16 protein-coding genes are annotated in these 18,110 nt (G+C 71.2%); 6 read left to right on the plus strand and 10 right to left on the minus strand.

Annotation, left to right across the window (positions count from 1 at the left end; all coding sequences use genetic code 11):
* Nucleotides 1-10: 10 nt before the first annotated feature.
* On the minus strand, nt 11-1,033 hold the full coding sequence (gene hrcA / locus AB0F72_RS35520; RefSeq protein ID WP_360441139.1) for a heat-inducible transcriptional repressor HrcA: 1,023 nt from the start codon (nt 1,031-1,033) through the stop codon (nt 11-13).
* 152 nt (nt 1,034-1,185) lie between these two features.
* Here hrcA and AB0F72_RS35525 point away from each other — a divergent pair, with 152 nt between their 5' ends.
* Complete coding sequence (locus AB0F72_RS35525) at nt 1,186-1,719, plus strand: DUF4870 domain-containing protein (RefSeq protein ID WP_360441142.1); 534 nt, start codon at nt 1,186-1,188, stop codon at nt 1,717-1,719.
* On the opposite strand, the gene hemW is transcribed toward AB0F72_RS35525, so the two are convergent.
* On the minus strand, nt 1,712-2,911 hold the full coding sequence (hemW, locus tag AB0F72_RS35530) for a radical SAM family heme chaperone HemW (protein ID WP_360441145.1): 1,200 nt from the start codon (nt 2,909-2,911) through the stop codon (nt 1,712-1,714). The two genes, AB0F72_RS35525 and hemW, sit on opposite strands and share 8 nt — an antisense overlap.
* 26 nt (nt 2,912-2,937) lie before the next feature.
* Here hemW and AB0F72_RS35535 point away from each other — a divergent pair, with 26 nt between their 5' ends.
* From AB0F72_RS35535 to AB0F72_RS35545, 3 genes are all read left to right on the plus strand, one after another.
* Entirely contained in the window at nt 2,938-3,675 is a 738-nt protein-coding gene (locus AB0F72_RS35535; RefSeq protein WP_360441148.1) for an enoyl-CoA hydratase-related protein, read from the plus strand.
* A 55-nt stretch (nt 3,676-3,730) separates the two neighbouring features.
* Complete coding sequence (locus tag AB0F72_RS35540; protein WP_360441151.1) at nt 3,731-4,597, plus strand: hypothetical protein; 867 nt, start codon at nt 3,731-3,733, stop codon at nt 4,595-4,597.
* 113 nt (nt 4,598-4,710) lie between these two features.
* Complete coding sequence (locus AB0F72_RS35545; RefSeq protein ID WP_360441154.1) at nt 4,711-6,351, plus strand: PAS domain S-box protein; 1,641 nt, start codon at nt 4,711-4,713, stop codon at nt 6,349-6,351.
* Between the two features lie 86 nt (nt 6,352-6,437).
* On the opposite strand, the gene AB0F72_RS35550 is transcribed toward AB0F72_RS35545, so the two are convergent.
* From AB0F72_RS35550 to AB0F72_RS35565, 4 genes are all read right to left on the minus strand, one after another.
* A complete protein-coding gene (locus tag AB0F72_RS35550) occupies nt 6,438-6,719 on the minus strand; it encodes a GlsB/YeaQ/YmgE family stress response membrane protein (protein WP_360441157.1) in 282 nt (93 codons plus the stop codon).
* A gap of 81 nt (nt 6,720-6,800) precedes the next feature.
* Complete coding sequence (lepA, locus tag AB0F72_RS35555) at nt 6,801-8,681, minus strand: translation elongation factor 4 (RefSeq protein WP_360441160.1); 1,881 nt, start codon at nt 8,679-8,681, stop codon at nt 6,801-6,803.
* A gap of 135 nt (nt 8,682-8,816) precedes the next feature.
* The gene (locus AB0F72_RS35560) at nt 8,817-9,644 is read right to left on the minus strand and encodes a transcription elongation factor (protein WP_360441163.1); all 828 of its coding nucleotides are present in this window, start codon (nt 9,642-9,644) and stop codon (nt 8,817-8,819) included.
* A gap of 86 nt (nt 9,645-9,730) precedes the next feature.
* A complete protein-coding gene (locus tag AB0F72_RS35565; protein WP_360441166.1) occupies nt 9,731-10,267 on the minus strand; it encodes a DUF4240 domain-containing protein in 537 nt (178 codons plus the stop codon).
* Between the two features lie 37 nt (nt 10,268-10,304).
* On the opposite strand from AB0F72_RS35565, the gene AB0F72_RS35570 reads away from it, so the two are divergent.
* Nucleotides 10,305-11,288, plus strand: a complete 984-nt coding sequence (locus AB0F72_RS35570; RefSeq protein WP_360441169.1) for a phosphotransferase — start codon at nt 10,305-10,307, stop codon at nt 11,286-11,288.
* A 169-nt stretch (nt 11,289-11,457) separates the two neighbouring features.
* Nucleotides 11,458-11,724, plus strand: a complete 267-nt coding sequence (gene rpsT, locus AB0F72_RS35575; RefSeq protein WP_014441280.1) for a 30S ribosomal protein S20 — start codon at nt 11,458-11,460, stop codon at nt 11,722-11,724.
* 839 nt (nt 11,725-12,563) lie between these two features.
* On the opposite strand, the gene AB0F72_RS35580 is transcribed toward rpsT, so the two are convergent.
* From AB0F72_RS35580 to AB0F72_RS35595, 4 genes are all read right to left on the minus strand, one after another.
* The gene (locus AB0F72_RS35580) at nt 12,564-13,589 is read right to left on the minus strand and encodes a hypothetical protein (protein WP_360441268.1); all 1,026 of its coding nucleotides are present in this window, start codon (nt 13,587-13,589) and stop codon (nt 12,564-12,566) included.
* Entirely contained in the window at nt 13,586-14,569 is a 984-nt protein-coding gene (holA, locus tag AB0F72_RS35585) for a DNA polymerase III subunit delta (protein ID WP_360441259.1), read from the minus strand. The genes AB0F72_RS35580 and holA overlap by 4 nt, the downstream gene beginning before the upstream one ends.
* 348 nt (nt 14,570-14,917) lie before the next feature.
* On the minus strand, nt 14,918-17,287 hold the full coding sequence (locus AB0F72_RS35590) for a ComEC/Rec2 family competence protein (RefSeq protein ID WP_360441173.1): 2,370 nt from the start codon (nt 17,285-17,287) through the stop codon (nt 14,918-14,920).
* Complete coding sequence (locus AB0F72_RS35595; protein ID WP_360441262.1) at nt 17,284-18,015, minus strand: ComEA family DNA-binding protein; 732 nt, start codon at nt 18,013-18,015, stop codon at nt 17,284-17,286. The genes AB0F72_RS35590 and AB0F72_RS35595 overlap by 4 nt, the downstream gene beginning before the upstream one ends.
* Between the last annotated feature and the right edge of the window lie 95 nt (nt 18,016-18,110).

The raw sequence follows: 18,110 nt of genomic DNA on the forward strand, positions 1-18,110 counted from the left end.
CGCGAATCCGTCAATTCTGTGCCAACAGGTCGCCAACGTACCGTGCCACTGCACGAACAGTAGCGATGGTGCCCGGGTAATCCATGCGAGTGGGCCCGAGAACACCGAGCCCACCAACGATCGTCGCACCCGGTCCGTAACCGCTGCTCACCACGGATGCGGACCGCAGATTGTCGATCTCGTTCTCGTCGCCGATCCGGACCCGGGTGGTGCTCGGCTCCAGGTCTCCGATCAGCTTCAGCAAGATGACCTCTTCCTCGAGGGCTTCGAGGACGGGGCGCAACGTGCCCTGGAAGTCCAGCACACCACCGCGGGTCAAATTGGCAGTACCGGCAAGGGCGAGGCGCTCCTCACTCCGCTCGACGAGCGTCTCGAGCAACACCGAGGCGAGACAGGCCATCGTCGGACGACGATCCGGAGCCGTCTCGTCGACGAGTTTCTGCACCAGGAGCGGGGTGTCGGCGAGTTTCTGACCGGCCAGCTTCTCGTTCACCCGGCGGCGCATCTCCCAGACGTCGTCCGGCGGGACGGGACCGGGCATCTCGACGAGCCGCTGCTCGACCCGCCCGGTGTCGGTGATCATCACGAGCGTGAGCCGGGTCGTGGAGATCGGCACCAGCTCGAGGTGACGGACCGCGGAGCGGGAGAGACTCGGGTACTGCACGACCGCGACCTGCCGGGTCAGCTGCGCCAGTAGCCGGACCGTGCGGTGCACCACGTCGTCCAGGTCGACGACGCCGACCATGAAACGCTCGATGGCGCGGCGCTCGGCCGGGCTCAGCGGCTTGATCCTGGTGAGCCGGTCGACGAAGAGACGGTAACCCGCGTCGGTGGGCACCCGGCCGGCACTGGTGTGCGGCTGCCGGATGTAGCCCTCCTCCTCGAGGACCGCCATGTCGTTGCGAACGGTGGCCGGGGAGACGCCCAGTTGGTGCCGCTCGACGAGAGCCTTGCTGCCGACCGGCTCGCGGGTCTCGACGTAGTCCTGGACGATTGCCCGGAGCACCTCGAGCTTGCGGTCATCGAGACTCATATGACCCCTCCCCCTGTTGGCACTCCCGAAGACAGAGTGCCAGTCTACGTCGCCCGCGGCGGCAACGCGATGATCGAAAGTACGTAGGGTTCTCAGATCTTGAGCGGCGGGGCGGGCACGACCGGGTCGATCGTCAGCCTTAGCGTGGACATATGACCGAACCTCCTCGCCCGCCTGAGGGAAATGACCCCTATGGCCAGGTTCCTCCGCCCGGGTATCAGCCCCCGCCCGGATATCAGCCTCCGCCTCCGCCCGGATACGGCCCGCCGCCCGGATATCCGCCGCCGCAGGACCCCGGATACCAGGGGCATGGGTACGGATACGGCGGCTACCAGCAGGGCCCGTCCAGCGAAGACCGCACCTGGATCGTGCTGACCCACTTCATCAGCGCCCTCGTCGCGTTCCTCAGCAGCGGTGTGCTCGGCTGGATCATGCCGCTGGTCAGCCTGCTCTCCCAGGGCTCCCGCTCGCCGGCCGTGCGCGCCGAAGCCGTGCAGGCGCTGAACTTCCAGATCCTCTGGTCCGTGCTCACGATCGTCGGCTGGGTCCTGACCTGCCTCCTGGTCGGCTGGCTCGTCATCGTGGTCACCTGGCTGATCGCCTGGATCGTTCCGCTGATCGCCGGCATCAAGGCGACGAGCGGGCAGCCGTTCCGTTACCCGATGAACGTCTCGATCATCAAATAACGTCGCGGATCACCGCGTCGGCCAGGAGCCGGCCCTTCAGGGTCAGCACCAGATGCCCCCGGTCGTGTGCGTCCTTGTCGAGCAATCCGCCGGCAAGGGCGCGCGCCGCCGCGGCCGCGTCCACCCGGTCGAGCGGGATGCCGTCACGCAGCCGGACCCGGAGCATCACGTCCTCCATGTGCCGGTCCTCCGCGGTGAGGATCTCCCGGGCCAGGCCCGGCGATTCGCCGCCGGCGAGCCTTTTGGCGTACGCGGACGGGTGCTTGACGTTCCACCACCGAACCCCGCCGACGTGGCTGTGCGCGCCCGGCCCCAGGCCCCACCAGTCGGCGCCGGTCCAATACAGCAGGTTGTGCCGGCACTCGCCGCCCTTCTTCGCCCAGTTCGAGACCTCGTACCACTCGAAGCCGGCCGCGGTGAGCGCCGCCTCGGCCGCCAGGTAGCGATCGGCCGCCACGTCGTCCTCCGGGAACGGCAGCTCGCCACGGCGCATCCGGGTGGCCATCCGGGTGCCGTCCTCGACGATCAGGGCGTAGGCGCTGACGTGGTCGACACCGGCCTCGATGACTGTCTTCAGCGATTTCTCGAAGTCGTCCGGGGTCTCGCCCGGAGTTCCGTAGATCAGGTCCAGGTTGACGTGCTCGAAACCCGCCTCCCGGGCCTCCAGCGCGGCCTGCGGCGCCCGGCCGGCCGTGTGCCTGCGGTCGAGGACGCGCAGCACGTTCTCGGCGGACGACTGCATGCCCAGCGAGATCCGGGTGAAGCCGGCGCTGCGCAGGGTCTTCAGGTAGGAAAGATCAACAGATTCCGGATTGGCCTCGGTCGTCACCTCGGCGTCGGACGCCAGGCCCCACGTCCGGTCGATGCCCTCCAGGATCCGGGCGAGATCGTCAGCGGGCAGCAACGTGGGTGTGCCACCCCCGACGAAGACGGTGTCGACCATCTTCGGCTGGACGACCTTCGCGGCGAGGGACAACTCACTCAGAACGGTCTCGGCGTACTCGTCGCGGCTCGCCCCACCACCCAGCTCACTCGCCGTGTACGTGTTGAAGTCGCAGTACCCGCAGCGGCTGGCACAGAAGGGGACGTGAACGTAGACGGCGAACCCGTTCTCGCCCACCCGTCCTGTCGCTTCAGCGGGAAGTGAGCCGTCGGTGGGTACGGGTTCGCCATCGGGGAGTGCGCCTGCCATCGCTCAAGCGTAGTTATGGTTCGGGCATGGATCCGGTCCGCACCCTGACTCTGGACAACCCTGCCAGCCGCAACGCGCTCTCCACCGCTGTGCTGCGCGGAATGCTCGACGACCTGGCCACGGCCGCCGCCGATCCGGCGTGCCGGGTGATCGTTCTCTCACACACCGGCCCGGTCTTCTGCTCGGGCGTCGACCTGAAGGAGACCGCCGAGGCGAAACCCGGCGACAAACTCCCCGCCGAGCTGCTCGCCGACGTGCTCGCCGTGCTCTGGGAGTTCCCGAAGCCGGTGGTGGCGCGGATCGCCGGTCCGGCCCGCGCCGGCGGTCTCGGCCTGATCGGCGCGGCCGACATCGCGGTCTGCTCGACCGATGCCACGTTCGCCTTCACCGAGGTGCGCCTCGGTGTGATCCCGGCCGTGATCAGCTCCACCGTGCTGCCCCGGCTGGCGCCTCGTGCCGCGGCCGAGCTCTATCTGACCGGTGACGTCTTCGACGGGACGCGAGCCGCGGAGATCGGCCTGGTCACCGCCGCGGTTCCGGCCGAGCGCCTGGACGACGCCGTGGCCGGTTACTGCGCCTCGCTTCTGCGCGGCGGCCCACTGGCGCTGGCCGGGACGAAACAACTGCTCAGGCGTACGCGAAACGAGTCGATCCGGGCCGAACTGGCAGATCTGGCGCACCGCTCCGCCGGATACTTCAAGTCCGAGGAGGGGCGCGAGGGCGTCGCCGCGGCACGGGAAAAGCGAGATCCCTACTGGATCTAGTCACGCGGGGTCCGGGCATTCGTTGTTTACGCTTGGCGGCCGACGACAGCGGGAGGTGTGGGTGCGCAAGAAGCCGATCGTGGGCGGGGTGGTCCTGCTGGCCCTCCTCGGCGCCCTGGGCGTGTTCGTGGTGCTACGCACCGTCGTGACCAGCATCAAGCTGCCGCAGCTGGGCCCCGAGTGCACGGTTCGCGCCGACGGCGAGGTCACCCTCGACTCGGTCCAGATGGCGAACGCCGCGACGATCACCGCGGTCGGCGTCCGGCGCGGGATGCCGGAGCAGGCCGTGATCGTGGCGCTGGCGACGGCGTTCCAGGAGTCGAAACTGGAGAACCTGGACGACGGCGACCGGGACTCGGTCGGCCTCTTCCAGCAGCGGCCCAGCCAGGGCTGGGGCACGTTCGAGGAGATCAAGGACCCGAGGTACGCGGCCGGCAAGTTCTACTCCGCCCTGAAGAAGGTGAAGGGCTGGGAGGAGATGCGGGTCACCGACGCCGCCCAGAAGGTGCAGCGCTCGGCGTACCCGGAGGCGTACCAGAAGTGGGCCGACGAGTCACGGGTGCTCGCCGCCGCGCTGACCGGCCGGGCCACCGGCGCGGTCGAGTGCCGGTACACCGGGACGCCTGCGGTCCGCGGCCCGGAGGCGGCCACCGCCCTGCTCGCCAGCCTCAAGCTGGACTGGGGCAAGAAACTGCCGACGAAGTCCGCCGCCACCGACACCGCCGGAGTGATCGTTGACGTCTCCAGCGCGGACACCGGCTGGCGGTTCGCGCACTGGCTGGTCTCGCACGCCGCGGTGAGCGGCCTCGAACGGGTACGTTTCGCCGACCTCGAGTGGCACGCCCCGGAGGGAAAGTGGCAGCCGGTGACGGACACCAGCACCGGAAGCACGGGACAAGTCGTCGCCGAGGTGTTCCGGTGACGCGACCCCAAAACTTTCGGTGACCAGGCGTAATATTTCGAGCGCGAGTGCCGGTTTGCGCTGCGTATACATCGACATGGACAGTCCGCAACCACCCTGGTACTAAGTAGAGCGTGTTGAGGGCGATCGAGTGGATCCTGCTGGGAGCAGGCAGCGTCGCCGCGATTCTCTACGGGGTGCACCGGCACCGTCCGGCCCGGCGGGCGCCCTGGTTCCTGCTCGCCGGGGCCTGCGCGGCGCTCAGTGCCGGCGACGTGCTGTACGCCTATCGCCGGATGGACCTGGCCGACGCCTGCTACCTCGCCATGTTCGCCCTGGTCGTGGTCTGTCTGATGCAGTTCACCCGGGACGGCTCGCTGCTCGCCGACCGGGCCCGCCTGATCGACCTGCTCGCGTTCTCCTGCTCGACGCTGCTCGTGGTCTGGGTCTTCGTGATCGGCTCGGCCGGGCAGTTCGGCGCGGTCAGCGCCGCCGACGTCATCGGCTGTCTGCTGCTGATCGGCGTCGCGGTCCGGCTGGTCCTCGCCGACCGCCGCAACGTCGCCGCGATTTTGCTGCTCAGCGGCGCGGTCGGCCTGCTCGCCGGGGACATCTTCTACCCGCTCACCGGCGGCTCCCCGGTGGCCGAGTCGGCCTACGTGGTGCTCTACCTCTGCTGGGGCCTGTCCGCGCTGCACCCCACGATGGTCCGGCTCACCGAGCCACGCCCGCCCGAGCCCATCACGTGGCGGGTGCAGTGGACCGTGCTGCTCGCCGCCTCGGCCGCCACTCCCCCGGCGGTTCTGCTCATCGAGGCGCTCACCGGTGAGGTCCGCGACGGGGTGGTGATCGCCGTGACCGGCGCGCTCACGCTGTTGCTCACGATCACCCGGCTGGCCGACGCGATCCGGCAGCACAGCGCCGCGCTGAGCCGGGAACGCGGACTGCGTACCGCGAACACCGCGCTGGTCGCGGCCGCCGACCCACCGGCCGTGGACACCGCCGTGCGTGCCGCGATCACCCGGCTGCTGCCGCCCGGCTCGGTGAGCCGGGTCGTGCTCGCCACCGACGACGGCCGGCTCGCCGCCGAATCCGTGCCACGCGCGCCCACCGGCGCCGGCTCACGCAGCTGGTTCGCGGCGGGCGCCGAGCCGGACGAGTGCGTGCTGGTCTGCCCGTTGCGACTGGAACCCCTCGCGGTGGCCCGGCCCAGCGGCGGCGCGCTCATCCTGACCGGACGCAAGGAAGCCCTCACCGCCTGCCGGGACACGCTCGAAGTGCTCGCCGGGGAGGCCGCCCTCGCCCTGGACCGGATCACCCTGGTCGCGGCGATCGGCCGCCGTGACAGCGACCTCTACCTGCGCGCCGTCATCCGGAACACCGCCGAGATCATGGCGGTCGTCGACTCCGACCACCGGATCCGCTATGCCAGCCCGGCGCTGCGCGACCTGCTCGGCGGTGACGAGCTCCCGCCGCTCACCGCGCTCGACGAGCTGGTCCATCCGGACGACCGCGAGATGGTACGGGTGAAGCTGCGCGCCCAGGGCGACGGCAGCGTGTTCTGCGCGCTGCGCCGGTCGGACGAGAGCCAGGCGTTCGTCGAGATGACCTACCGGGATCTGCGGGATGATCGGCTCGTCCAGGGGCTCGTCGTGACCATGCGGGACATCACCGACCGGCACGACCCGTTCGAACAGATGCCGCATCCCGATCACATCGGCGATCTTCCGGCCTGGGTCAATCGGCGCAGCGCCCAGCACAAATTCCGATATTGAAAGCCACTGGAACGGCCGAATGCCGGACCCCGGGGGTTGGGTCCGGCATTCAAGCCTGATGTGTTTCTGTGGTGCTTCCCCGATGATTATCGGGTCAGGCGGCGACGGCCACCGACACCGGCGACCAGCGCGACACCGATGGCGGCCAGAACCACCTGGAAGAAGAACTCGATCCAGTCGAAGCCCGCCGTGTCAGCGACACCCGTGGCCCGCGCGATAACCGTGCCGAGCAGGGCGGCGACCACACCGACGACCATCGTCAGCCACAGCGGAATGTTCTGCTTGCCGGGAACCACGAGACGGCCGAGAGCACCGATGATCAGGCCGACGATGAGAGCAACGATGATGCCGGTGAGCGTGAACTCCATGGGAATCCTCCTGGGGGGTAAAACTCTGTGTTGCGTCCGTCGAGCCCCAGAGTTCCCGACCCCCCGAGAAATCAAACCGCCCTATTTTTTGGTTGTCCCCTTGGTGTCACCGGACTCCGACGTGGACAGGGCGGCGATGAAGGCCTCCTGCGGGACCTCCACCCGGCCGACCATCTTCATCCGCTTCTTGCCTTCCTTCTGCTTCTCGAGCAGCTTGCGCTTACGGCTGATGTCACCGCCGTAGCACTTCGCCAGCACGTCCTTGCGGATCGCGCGGATCGTCTCGCGGGCGATGATCCGGCTGCCGATGGCGGCCTGGATCGGCACCTCGAACTGCTGCCTCGGAATCAGTTTCTGCAGCTTGGCGGCGATCGACGTGCCGTACGTGTACGCCTTGTCCTTGTGCACGATCGCGCTGAACGCGTCCACCGGCTCGCCGTGCAGCAGGATGTCCACCTTGACCAGATCGGCCGCCTGCTCGCCGGAGGGCTCGTAGTCCAGTGACGCGTACCCCTTGGTCTTGCTCTTCAACTGGTCGAAGAAGTCGAAGATGATCTCAGCGAGGGGCAGGGTGTACCGCAGTTCCACCCGTTCGGTGGACAGGTACTCCATGCCGAGCAGGTTTCCGCGGCGGCTCTGGCACAGCTCCATGACGGCGCCGACGTACTCGTTCGGCACCAGGACCGTGGCACGCACCACCGGCTCGTGGATCTCGGCGATCTTGCCGGCCGGGAACTCGCTCGGGTTCGTCACGGTCATGACGTTCCCGTCCTCGGTCATCACCTGGTAGACCACGTTCGGCGCGGTCGAGATCAGGTCGAGGCCGAACTCGCGCTCCAGCCGCTCCCCGATGATCTCCAGGTGCAGCAGGCCCAGGTAACCGACGCGGAAGCCGAAGCCGAGCGCCGCCGAGGTCTCCGGCTCGTAGGTGAGAGCCGCGTCGTTGAGCTTCAGCTTGTCCAGCGCGTCACGCAGCGCCGGGTAGTCCGAGCCGTCGATCGGGTAGAGGCCCGAGTAGACCATCGGCTTCGGGTCCTTGTAGCCGCCGAGAGCCTCCTTGGCCGGCCGGCTGTTGCCGGTCACCGTGTCACCGACCCGGGACTGACGGACGTCCTTCACACCGGTGATCAGGTAGCCGACCTCGCCGACCCCGAGCGCGCCCGCCTTCTCCATCTCCGGCGAGACGACACCGATCTCCAGCAGCTCGTGCACGGCGCCGGTGGACATCATCTTGATCCGGTCACGGGCCTCGATCCGGCCGTCGATGACCCGGACGTACGTCACGACGCCGCGGTACACGTCGTACACCGAGTCGAAGATCATCGCGCGAGCCGGGGCGTCGGCGTCGCCGACCGGGGCCTGGAACTGCCGGACGATCTCGTCGAGCAGGTGGCCCACGCCGACACCGGTCTTGCCGGAGACCCGCAGCACGTCGGTGGGCTCGCAGCCGATCAGCTTGGCGAGCTCCTCGGCGTACTTCTCCGGCTGCGCCGCCGGCAGGTCGATCTTGTTGAGCACCGGGATGATGTGGAGGTCGTTCTCCATCGCCAGGTACAGGTTGGCGAGGGTCTGCGCCTCGATGCCCTGCGCGGCGTCGACCAGCAGCACCGCGCCCTCACAGGCGGCCAGGCTGCGGGACACCTCGTAGGTGAAGTCGACGTGCCCCGGGGTGTCGATCATGTTGAGGACGGCGGTCTCGCCCTGCTTGTCGCCCTCCCGGACGGTCCAGGGCATGCGCACGGCCTGCGACTTGATGGTGATGCCGCGCTCGCGCTCGATGTCCATCCGGTCGAGGTACTGAGCGCGCATCTGGCGCGGGTCGACCACCCCGGTGATCTGCAGCATCCGGTCAGCCAGCGTCGACTTGCCGTGGTCGATGTGGGCGATGATGCAGAAGTTGCGAATGCGGCCGGGATCGGTCGATCCGATCACGTTCACGCCGGGGTCGAGCGGTCCAGGCACGGTCTTCCGTTCTTCTCGAGCTTGGTGTCGCGGTCTGGGCGATCCCCCGGCTCGCGCTGACTCGCGCGGTCCGGGGTGGCGCCGGCGATACAGCCGGCGCTCCCTATCGTCCCACGTCCGTGCGGGCCGCTCCGATCACACCCGTTCCAGGGCTCCGTGCGGCCCCGGCGGCAGCTCGACCGCGACCGGGTCGCCCGGCCGGACCGGCCCGCCCCGCAGCACCACCGCCATCACCCCGGCCTTGCGCACCACGTTGCCCTGCTCGTCCTGCCCGAGCACCTCCTTGAGCAGCCCGGACCGGAACCCGTTGATCTGCTGGCACGGGTTGCGCAGCCCGGCCAGAACGATCGCCGGCCGGTCGTCGGTGGCCGTCTCGTCCCGTTTCACCGCGGCCGCCACCGCCTCCGCGGCCCGCGCGGTCGCCTCGTCGAGCGTCGCCGCCGCGGCCGCCGCGAGCACCGGCCCCACCGGATGAGCTGCCCCGCCGGGCGCGCCCTCGGACGCCCCACCGGCCGCGCTCCCGATCGCCTCACCGCGCGCGTTCCCGGCCACGGCGCCGCGCGCGTTCCCGGCCGCCTCACCGCGCGCGTTCCCGGCCGCGGCGCCGGGCGCGCTCCCGCCCGCGTCACCGGGCGCGCCGAATCGCAGGATCGTCCCGCGCGGCAGCCCGAGCAGGTCGAGCCCGCTCGTCGTCACGTTCTCACCGAGACCGCCGGCGGGCACCTCGTAGCCCTTCCCCGCCACCTCCTCGAACAGCTCACCCTGGATCAGGTGGACCTGCCGCAGGTTCGGCTGCGCCGGGTCGGCCCTGACCCGGCTGCGGTGCCGGACGTTGACCCCGGCGTGGATGTCACCCGCCACCCCGAGGCCGGCGACCAGGACGATCTCGTCCCGGTTCGGCTTGGTGAACGTGTAGGCGTCGTTGCGGCTGACAGCGGCGACCGTCCCTCGTTGCGCACTCATGCCGCAGAGTCTCGCCAACCGGCCCGAGCCCGATCGAAGCGTTTCCCACCCTTTAGTCCGGCGGCCCCTTTAGTCCGGCGGCCCCTTTAGTCCGGCGGCTCCAGGAACAGCTCGGAGAGCCGGGGCAGCCGCCGCTGCATCTCCTCCTCGTTGTCGAAATCCCACAGGTCGGCGACCTCCGGACGGGTGCGCGCCCGCTCGCCCGCATCGGGCAGCGGCTCGCCGGTCGCCTTCTCGTAGGCCCGCGCGGCGATCGTCAGCACCTCCTCGGCCTCGAAGACCGCGCCGGTCTCCGCCGCCGCCCGCACCGCCGGCATGCCGGCCAGCACGTCCGGTGACTGCACCGAGGCGGCCACGGCCTTGCGCCCGTGCGCCACCAGCCAGCCCCGGAAGTTGTCGAAGCCCTCCTCGGTGCACCCGCCGTTGATCAGGTAGGCCGCGGCCCACAGGTCCTCCGTGCCGGAGGCGGCGAGGACCTTGTCGAGGTGGCGGCCCCAGGCGACGATCTCCTCCGGATCGCGGGTGGCCAGGTCGGCGACGGCCCGCTCGGCGACCTCGGCCGGGGTGGCGGGGCGCTGCTCGGTGGCGCGGTCGATGACCGCCCAGAAATCGTCGGTTCTCATGCCTGAATCCTCGCAGCCGGGTACGACAATTCCACAGATGGAGATCCGGCCGGTCACGCTGCCCGACGTCCCGTACGACGCGACGTCCGTACGCCCGAATTGGGCAGACCTGCCCGGCCGCGTGCGTGATGCGATCAGCCGGCGCCTCGGCTCGCCGGTGACCGCCGCGCGCAGCGCAGGCGGCGGATTCACCCGGGCGTTCGCGGCGATGCTCACCACCGAGGCCGGGACCAGCGCGTTCGTGAAGGCCGCGCCGCTGCGCGAGCCGACCTCCGAGTGGTACGCCCGGGAGGCCGCCGTCACGCGGGCCCTGCCCGCCGAGGTCCCGGCCGCCCGGCCGCTCTGGACGCTCGCCGAGGCCGGCTGGTTCGTCCTCGCGCTGGAGCCGATCGACGGCCGGATCCCCGCCCTCCCCTGGCAGCCGGCCGACCTGGACGCGGCAATGTCCGCCTGGTCCGCATCCGCCCGGGCGCTGGCCGAGCCGCCCGCCGAGATCCGGCATGTCGGTCTTCCCGCCCTGCCGGAGATCCTCCGGCACGAGATGTCATGGTGGTCACTGATCGAATCCGGCCACGAGCCGATGCCCTCCACCGCGCTCGACACCCTCGCCCCGGCCCGGCTGCACGAACTGGCCGCTCTCGAACGCGCACTCCCCGCGAAGGCCGGCGGCTCCGGCGTCTGCCACGGCGACCTGCGGATCGACAACGTGCTCATCGACAGCGCCGGCTCGGCCTGGCTCTGCGACTGGACCTGGCCCTGCCTCGGCGCACCCTGGTACGACGCGATCACGCTCCTGATCAGCGCATATGCCAGCGGGCTGGACGCCGACGCGTACATCAGCGCCTGGAACCCACCACCCGGCGGCGTCGACGGCGCGCTCGCCGCGCTGGCCGGATACTGGCTGGTGCGCGCCTCGGACGGCCCCAGCAGCGCCTCCCCGCACAGCCGCCAGCACCAGCGCTTCAGCGGCGGTCAGGCGCTGGCCTGGCTGGCCGAACGGCAGGGCTGGGAGGCACCGTGAGCTCCCGCTTCCACTCATGTTGACCGGAGTCGTTTTGGCGGCTCGCAGGCGTGCTGGTAATCTGGTTTTTCGCGTGTGGTGACACGCTGTTGCCGCCTGCTCCGGCAGGTGACTTCAGTGACCACCGCGTGAGACCGTTTTCCGAATCTAGTCAGGACAAGGCTGTCGCGTGGCGAACATCAAGTCCCAGATCAAGCGCAACCGGCAGAACGAGAAGGCCCGTCTGCGCAACAAGTCGGTCAAGTCGTCGCTGAAGACCGTGATCCGCAAGCTGCACGAGGCGGGCGACGCGGGCAACGTCGAGACGGCTACCGCTCTGCTGCGTGACGCCTCGCGTCAGCTCGACAAGGCTGTCAGCAAGGGCGTCATCCACAAGAACCAGGCGGCCAACCGCAAGTCGGCCATCGCTAAGAAGATCGCCTCGCTTTCCGCCTGATCTGCTCGTTCCGGATCATTCACCGGCCGCACGGACGCGACCGGTGAACCGCCCACCCTCCGGTGGGCAAGCTTCGCGAAGCCGGTCACCCTTCCCGGGGTGGCCGGCTTCGTGCATTTCCTTGTACGCGCAATGCAGGCTCCCGTGGCACTCCCCCGCGAGCTACAGCGGTGGTCAAGGCCGTCCGGCGCCTTTCGCGACCGGTGCATGGTCACCCACCGCCCAGCCACTCACGCCACCCGGCCCCGCAGTCCGCTGACGTCGCAAGCCCCGCCAGCAGCTCGGGTTGCCAGGCCCGCCCCCACGCGCCCCCGGCCCGCCGCCACTCGCACCACCGGCCCGCCGCCACTCGCACCACCGGCCCGCAAGCCGTGCATGTCGCCCGGTCGGCTGGCTCCCAGTGTTCGTCGAAGCGCCCTCGCGGCAGCACTGTGCGCCAGCTCGACCCGCCGGGCCGGCCGGCAGTGCGCTGATACCGCTGCGTGTCACGGTGGGTCCCGGCGACGGTGGAGCGCCGCCGGGTCCGAGTGATTCTGTGGGGCCTGGAGCGTCCGCGCGTTTCCGTAAAGCGCGACGTTTACCTCGGATGCCGGCACGCAGGGTGACAACGGTGCGCACCGACGGGCGGCCGTAGCCTTCGCCGGCGTCGACGGGCGACCGTGGCCTTCGCCGGCACTGACGGGCGGCCGTGGCCTTCGCCGGCACCGACGCGCGACCGTGGCCTTCGCCGGCGCCGGCCTCCGGCGGCAATGAGCCCGGGCACACCGTGTCGGCTACCCGGGGCTTTTGCGCGTGAGCGCCTGCTTTGTCACGAGGGCCCACTCATCCAGGCCCGACTGCTACTCGTAGCGACGGGCCGCCGAATGCCGGGCCATCTGCTGCCGCACGTCCAACTGCTCCGCCCACTGCCGCCGCACCGGGGCAGCGCTCGACGCCGGCGCACCCGCCCGGTTCGACTCGTCACCGGCATGCGTGTAGTTCGCCCCTGCCGGCATGACCGCCGGCTGCACCGGGCCGTAGCCGTCGTCCACCGCGCCGTGCCCGATAGCCGCCGGAGCATAGCCGTCGTCCGCCGCGCCATGACCGTCGTGCACCGCGCTATGACCGTTGTCCACCGCGCCGTAGCCGCTGCCCGCCCCGACGAAGCCGTTCTGACCAGCGGTGTAGTGCTCTTCGCCATAGGCGTCGCCCGAGTTCGGCCCGGCGAAACCGTAGCCACCCGGCATCTGCCTCGCGCCGGCGCCACGGAACCCGGACCGATCGGAACCGAATTCCTCGTAGACAGATGACTCGAACCCGGCCCGATCAAAACCCGACTGCTCGAATCCCGCCTGCTGAAACTCAGCCTGCTCGAAACCAGCCCGCTCGAAACCGGCCTGCTCAAACCCCGGCTGCTCAAGACCCGGCTGATCGAAGCCGGTCTGCTCCGAGCCGGGGAACCCGAACACCGCGCCAGCCTGCGAGGAGCCCGCCTGCGGGAATCCGAAGCCCGGCCCGGTCATCCGCTGCTCGACCTCCGGCGCGGACCCGGCCATCTGACCGGCGCCGTGCGTCTCCGCCATCGCCGCCGGGCGCAGCACCGAGGCGCGCGCCGTCGTCGTCTCGGTGGCGACCGGTGGCTGGGTGAGCGTCCCGGCGATCAGGTCGTTGAACTTGACCATCAGCGCGACGGTGAGCGGCAGCACCAGCACGCCCCACCAGCTGACCAGCTCAGCCAGGGCGAGGAGGATGCCGAGGACCACGGCGCCCTCGAGGAAGACGAAGCAGAGCAGGCTGCTCGGGGCGAGATGGCGAAGCTGGAGCATTCGCGCGTACAGCGGCAGGTGGTAGACCTCGGCCCGCCGCGATCGAACCGTCCTGGTCACCGAGCACCACCGTTCCGCCGGGCCGCCGCCACCGCGAAGACCGCCTGCTCAAGCGCGTAACCACGATCTTCCGCGCCACCTTTGACCGCCGCGTTGCACTCGGCGGCCGCGCGCATCGCGTCGATCAGCCCGTCCGGCGTCCAGCCGCGGCTGCGCTCCTGCGCCCGCTGGATCTTCCAGGCCGGCATGCCGAGCGTGCTGGCCAACTGGTACGGGTTGCCGCGACCGGCCGAAGCCACCCGCGCCACGGTCCGCACCCCGTCGGCGAGGGCGTCCGCGATCGGCACCGGGTCGACGCCGACGTGCAGCGCCCAGCGCAGCGCTTCGAGCGCGCCGGGCAGGTCACCGACCATGGCGGCGTCGGCGACAGTGAAGCCGCTGACCTCGGCCCGCCCCTTGTAGTAGCGCGCCACCACCGCCTCGGTGATCTTGCCGTCGGTGTCGGCGAGCAGCTGCGAACAGGCGGCCGCGATCTCCCGCAGGTCGTTGCCGACCGCGGCCAGCAGGGCGGAGGCGGCCGCCTCGTCGCACCGGGCGCCGTTGCGCCGGAACTCGTCCCGGACGAACGCGATCCGCTCCCGGTCGCCCTTCAGTTTCGCCGCCGGGACGACCTCGGCGCCCGCCGCACGCAGACCGTCAGCGAAGGCCTTGCCCTTGGCGCCACCCACGTGGGCCACGATCAACGTCACGTCCGGGTCGGGATCCTTCGCGTACCCCAGAAGAGCCGTTGTCAGGTCTTTGCGCGCGTCTTGTCCGCTTTTGATAACAAGCACCCGGCGCCCGCCGAAGAGTGACGGGCTCAGCATCTCGGCGACCTCGCCGGCGGTCAGCGCGCCCGCCTCATATTCACGGACGTCGGCGCCGGGGTCAGCGGCTCGGGCGGCCTCGACCGCCGCGGCTATGGCACGGGCGGCGAGAAGCTCCTCATCACCGTGGATGAGCAGCAAAGAGGCGGGTGGCGCGGAGTTCACGCTCAACATCGTCGCACGCGCCACCGACAAGTCAGCACGCCTCACTCCTTCGCGCATGGACGCCGATCACCGAATGCGAATCCCGACATATCGGTGGCCGATGATGCCTCGCCGCCCGTAAAGTCGGCTGCCCAGGTCGAATCGGCGAACGCCTTTCGTTGGGCGTTTCGTCCGTTATTGAGCGCTATCATCCGCGATGTCCGAGAAGCCAGTCCCGGAACCGGGCGTGTCGCCCACGCCGCACGGGCAGCAGACGCCCAGGGCAGAAGCCGCCCGAGGCAGCAGACGCCAAGGGCAGGAGACGCCCGAGGCAGGAGACGCCCAGGGCAGGAGACGCCGGCCGCAGGCCGCAACGCATCACCGAGCCGGCGGATCGCCCCGCGCCACGACCGCCAGCCCGCCCGGCGCGGCCACCGCCGCCACATCGCCCATCTCGTCGGTGCGCAGGATCCGCGCCCCGCCGAGCTCCAACCGGTGCAGCACCGGCCCGTTCGGATGCCCGTAATCGTTGTCCCGCCCCACCGACACCAGCGCGACCGCCGGATCCACCACGTCCAGCAGCTCCGGCGACTGCAGCGCGCTCCCGTGATGCGCCACCTTCATGACGTCCGCCCGCAGCCCGGCCGCACCGACCCGGTGGAACAGGTCGTCCTGCTGTTCGGTCTCGGCGTCGCCGAGCAGGAGCACGCTGCGCCCCGCGACGACCGCCCGCAGGATCAGCGAATTGTTGTTCGGGTCGGAGTTGGTGCCGCGCATCGGGTCGCCCGGCCCGAGCACGTCGAGCCGCAGGTCACCGACGGTCCAGGTCCAGCCGGGCCCGGCCGTCCGCAGCGCGATCCCGGCCCCGCCGGCCGCGGACTCGACAGCGTTCCGGCCGGCTGCCGGTTCCGGCCAGTCCGGTCCGATCACCGCAGTGACCCGGCGACCCCGGAAAACACCGCTGACACCGCCGATGTGGTCGGCGTGGAAGTGGCTGACCGCGAGCAGGACCACCTCACGCACCCGGAGCCGGCGCAGGCAACGGTCGACGGGATCCGGTTCCGGACCGGCGTCGACGACCACGGCCCGGCCGGCGCCGGCGGGCAGCACGACGGCGTCGCCCTGGCCGACCGCGCACGCGACGACCAGCCAGTGCGGTGGCGGCCAGCCGGAGGCGAGCAGGCGTACCGGCAGAGCGCCGAGAATCGCGCCCAGGGCGACGATGGTGGCGAGCCGCCGGATCACCGCCCGGCGGGCCGCGAACAGGAACGCCACGGTGATCGCGGCGAGGAGCAGCCCGCCCGGAGCGCCGCCCGGCCAGGGCACCGCGCCGGCCGGGATCCGGGCGCCGGTGTGCGCGACGACGACCAGCCAGGCGGTGGGCCAGTGGCCGAGCCAGGCGAGGAACGCGGCGCCCTCCGGCCAGAGCGGCGAGAGCACCGCCGCGCCGACGCCGAGCAGTGTGGCCGGAGCGATCGCCGGCACCGCGACCAGGTTGGCCGGCACCGAGATGAGGCTGATCGTCCCGGAGAGCGCGGTGACCACCGGCCCGCACGCCAACTGCGCGGCGGCGGGCACCGCGAGGGCTTCGGCGACACCGGCCGGGCAGCCGCGGGCGCGCAGGCCGTCGCGCCAAGGTGGGGCGAGCAGGAGCAGTCCGGCGGTGGCGAGCACGGAGAGCGCGAATCCGGGGTCGGCGGCGAGTTCCGGGTCGGCGACGAGGAGCACGGCGGCCGCGGCGGCGAGCGCGGGGACGGCTGCCCGCCGCCGTCCGCTGGCGAGGGCGAGCAGACCGATCGCGCCCATCGCCGCGGCACGGATGACGCTCGGGGACGGCCGCGCCAGGATGACGAATCCGGCCAGCGCGACGGCGCACACCGCCGCCGAGACCAGGGGTCCGGCTCGGATGCGGCGCACCAGGAAGAGCACCACTCCCAGCAGGATCGCCACGTTCGTACCGGAAACGGCTGTCAGATGCGTCATGCCGGTGGCGCGGAAATCCTCCTCCAGCGCCGGGTCGAGCCGGGTGGTGTCGCCGACGACCAGCCCGGGGAGCAGTCCGCCGGAGTCGTCCGGCAACGGTTCGCAGGCGCGCTGCAGGCCGGCCCGCAGCACGCCGGCGGCACGCTGGGCCCACGACGGCCGCCCGTGCAGCAGCGGGGGCTTGCGGGCGGCGAGCACGGCGACCCGCAGGTCGCCGGGGCGTGGTGGCAGGAGCCGTCCGGCGGCGCTCACCCGCTGACCGGGCAGCAGGCCACGCCAGCCGGGATCGGCGCCGAGAACCAGCGCGCGTGCGGCCAGGCGGATCGGTGCGGCCTCGGACCCGGTCACGGTACGCAGTTCCACCGCGACCAGATAGGTGGGCGGTCCCGCCCCACCCGGCAGGAGCCGCGGATCGTCACGCACCACGAGCTCCGCCTCGACGGGCTCACCCGACCGCACGAGCGCGGCCAGGGCCGGCGCCTCCCGCACCGAGAGCCGCGCCGCCGTGGCGACCGCCCCGCACCCTGCCCCGAGCGCCACCGTCACCGCGATCCACCGGACGGCGCCCCGCTGAGCCGGCGCCCCTCCGGGGGACCTCAGCCGGGCCAGCAGGAGGACACCGGCCGTGATCAGCCCGGCCCCACCCACCAGCAGTCCCGATCGGGCGGACATGTGCAGTGCGGCCAGCGACGACAGCCAGATGCCGAGCGCGAATCCGGCCAGCCGCAGATCCGGCAGGCGCCGGGTGCCGCCCGCCTCGCTCATCCGACCGTCACCAGGTCCTTGAGTTGCTCGTACCGGGCGTCGCCGATCCCGTCGACCTTGCGCAGGTCGGACACGGCCGTGAATCCGCCCTGCTGATCACGGGTGTCGAGGATCCGTTGCGCCAGCACCGGGCCGACCCCGGGCAGGCCGTCGAGGTCACTCAATCGGGCGGTATTGAGGTTGACCAGGCCGCCGGTCACGGCTCCTGCCGAGCCGCCCGGGACCGGCGCGGGGACCGGCGGCGTCACACCCACCATGATCAGTTCACCGTCGGTGACCCGCCGCGCCAGGTTGAGCGCCGCGACGTCCACGCCGGGCTCGGCGCCACCGGCCGCGGTGAGCGCGTCGGCCACGCGGGCGCCGGGCGGGAGCCGGACAAGTCCCGGTTTGCGGACCTTGCCGCCGACCGCGACCACCACTTCGACGGCCGCGCCACTGGCCGGCACCGACTCGACGGCCGGCGGTCCGGGTATCTCGACCGGGTCCAGGCGAGGCCGGGAGCGCCAGGCGAGGAACGCCGCGACCAGCACGACCACCACCGCGACGGCGGCGAGCGCCCGCACCCCGGGCCGGCCGGGGTCGAAGGCCCGCAACCAGGACCTTTTCTCCTCGTCGAACGCCCCGGCGCCGCTGAGCGGGGATGACGCCTCCTCCCGTTGACAGGAAGGCGAGGCGATCGAAGGACGAGAGATCGGCGCGTCCCAGGGATCCGCCGGCGGATCAGCCACGGCGGGGTCCGGCTGGTAGGGGGCGGCCCACGCCGTACCCGAGGGAAAGCCCGGCGAGCCGGCGCCGTGCCCTGCGTCGCCCGCCACCGGCTCGC

Source organism: Actinoplanes sp. NPDC023936, from assembly GCF_040639325.1.
In the GTDB taxonomy this organism is placed as follows: Bacteria; Actinomycetota; Actinomycetes; order Mycobacteriales; family Micromonosporaceae; genus Actinoplanes.

What these genes read in the sequence shown, in the direction of transcription:
- hrcA (WP_360441139.1), bottom strand. Translation starts at nt 1,033, where the DNA reads ATGAGTCTCGATGACCGCAAGCTCGAGGTGCTCCGGGCAATCGTCCAG.
- AB0F72_RS35525 (WP_360441142.1), top strand. Translation starts at nt 1,186, where the DNA reads ATGACCGAACCTCCTCGCCCGCCTGAGGGAAATGACCCCTATGGCCAG.
- hemW (WP_360441145.1), bottom strand. Translation starts at nt 2,911, where the DNA reads ATGGCAGGCGCACTCCCCGATGGCGAACCCGTACCCACCGACGGCTCA.
- AB0F72_RS35535 (WP_360441148.1), top strand. Translation starts at nt 2,938, where the DNA reads ATGGATCCGGTCCGCACCCTGACTCTGGACAACCCTGCCAGCCGCAAC.
- AB0F72_RS35550 (WP_360441157.1), bottom strand. Translation starts at nt 6,719, where the DNA reads ATGGAGTTCACGCTCACCGGCATCATCGTTGCTCTCATCGTCGGCCTG.
- AB0F72_RS35560 (WP_360441163.1), bottom strand. Translation starts at nt 9,644, where the DNA reads ATGAGTGCGCAACGAGGGACGGTCGCCGCTGTCAGCCGCAACGACGCC.
- AB0F72_RS35565 (WP_360441166.1), bottom strand. Translation starts at nt 10,267, where the DNA reads ATGAGAACCGACGATTTCTGGGCGGTCATCGACCGCGCCACCGAGCAG.
- AB0F72_RS35570 (WP_360441169.1), top strand. Translation starts at nt 10,305, where the DNA reads ATGGAGATCCGGCCGGTCACGCTGCCCGACGTCCCGTACGACGCGACG.
- holA (WP_360441259.1), bottom strand. Translation starts at nt 14,569, where the DNA reads ATGTTGAGCGTGAACTCCGCGCCACCCGCCTCTTTGCTGCTCATCCAC.
- AB0F72_RS35590 (WP_360441173.1), bottom strand. Translation starts at nt 17,287, where the DNA reads ATGAGCGAGGCGGGCGGCACCCGGCGCCTGCCGGATCTGCGGCTGGCC.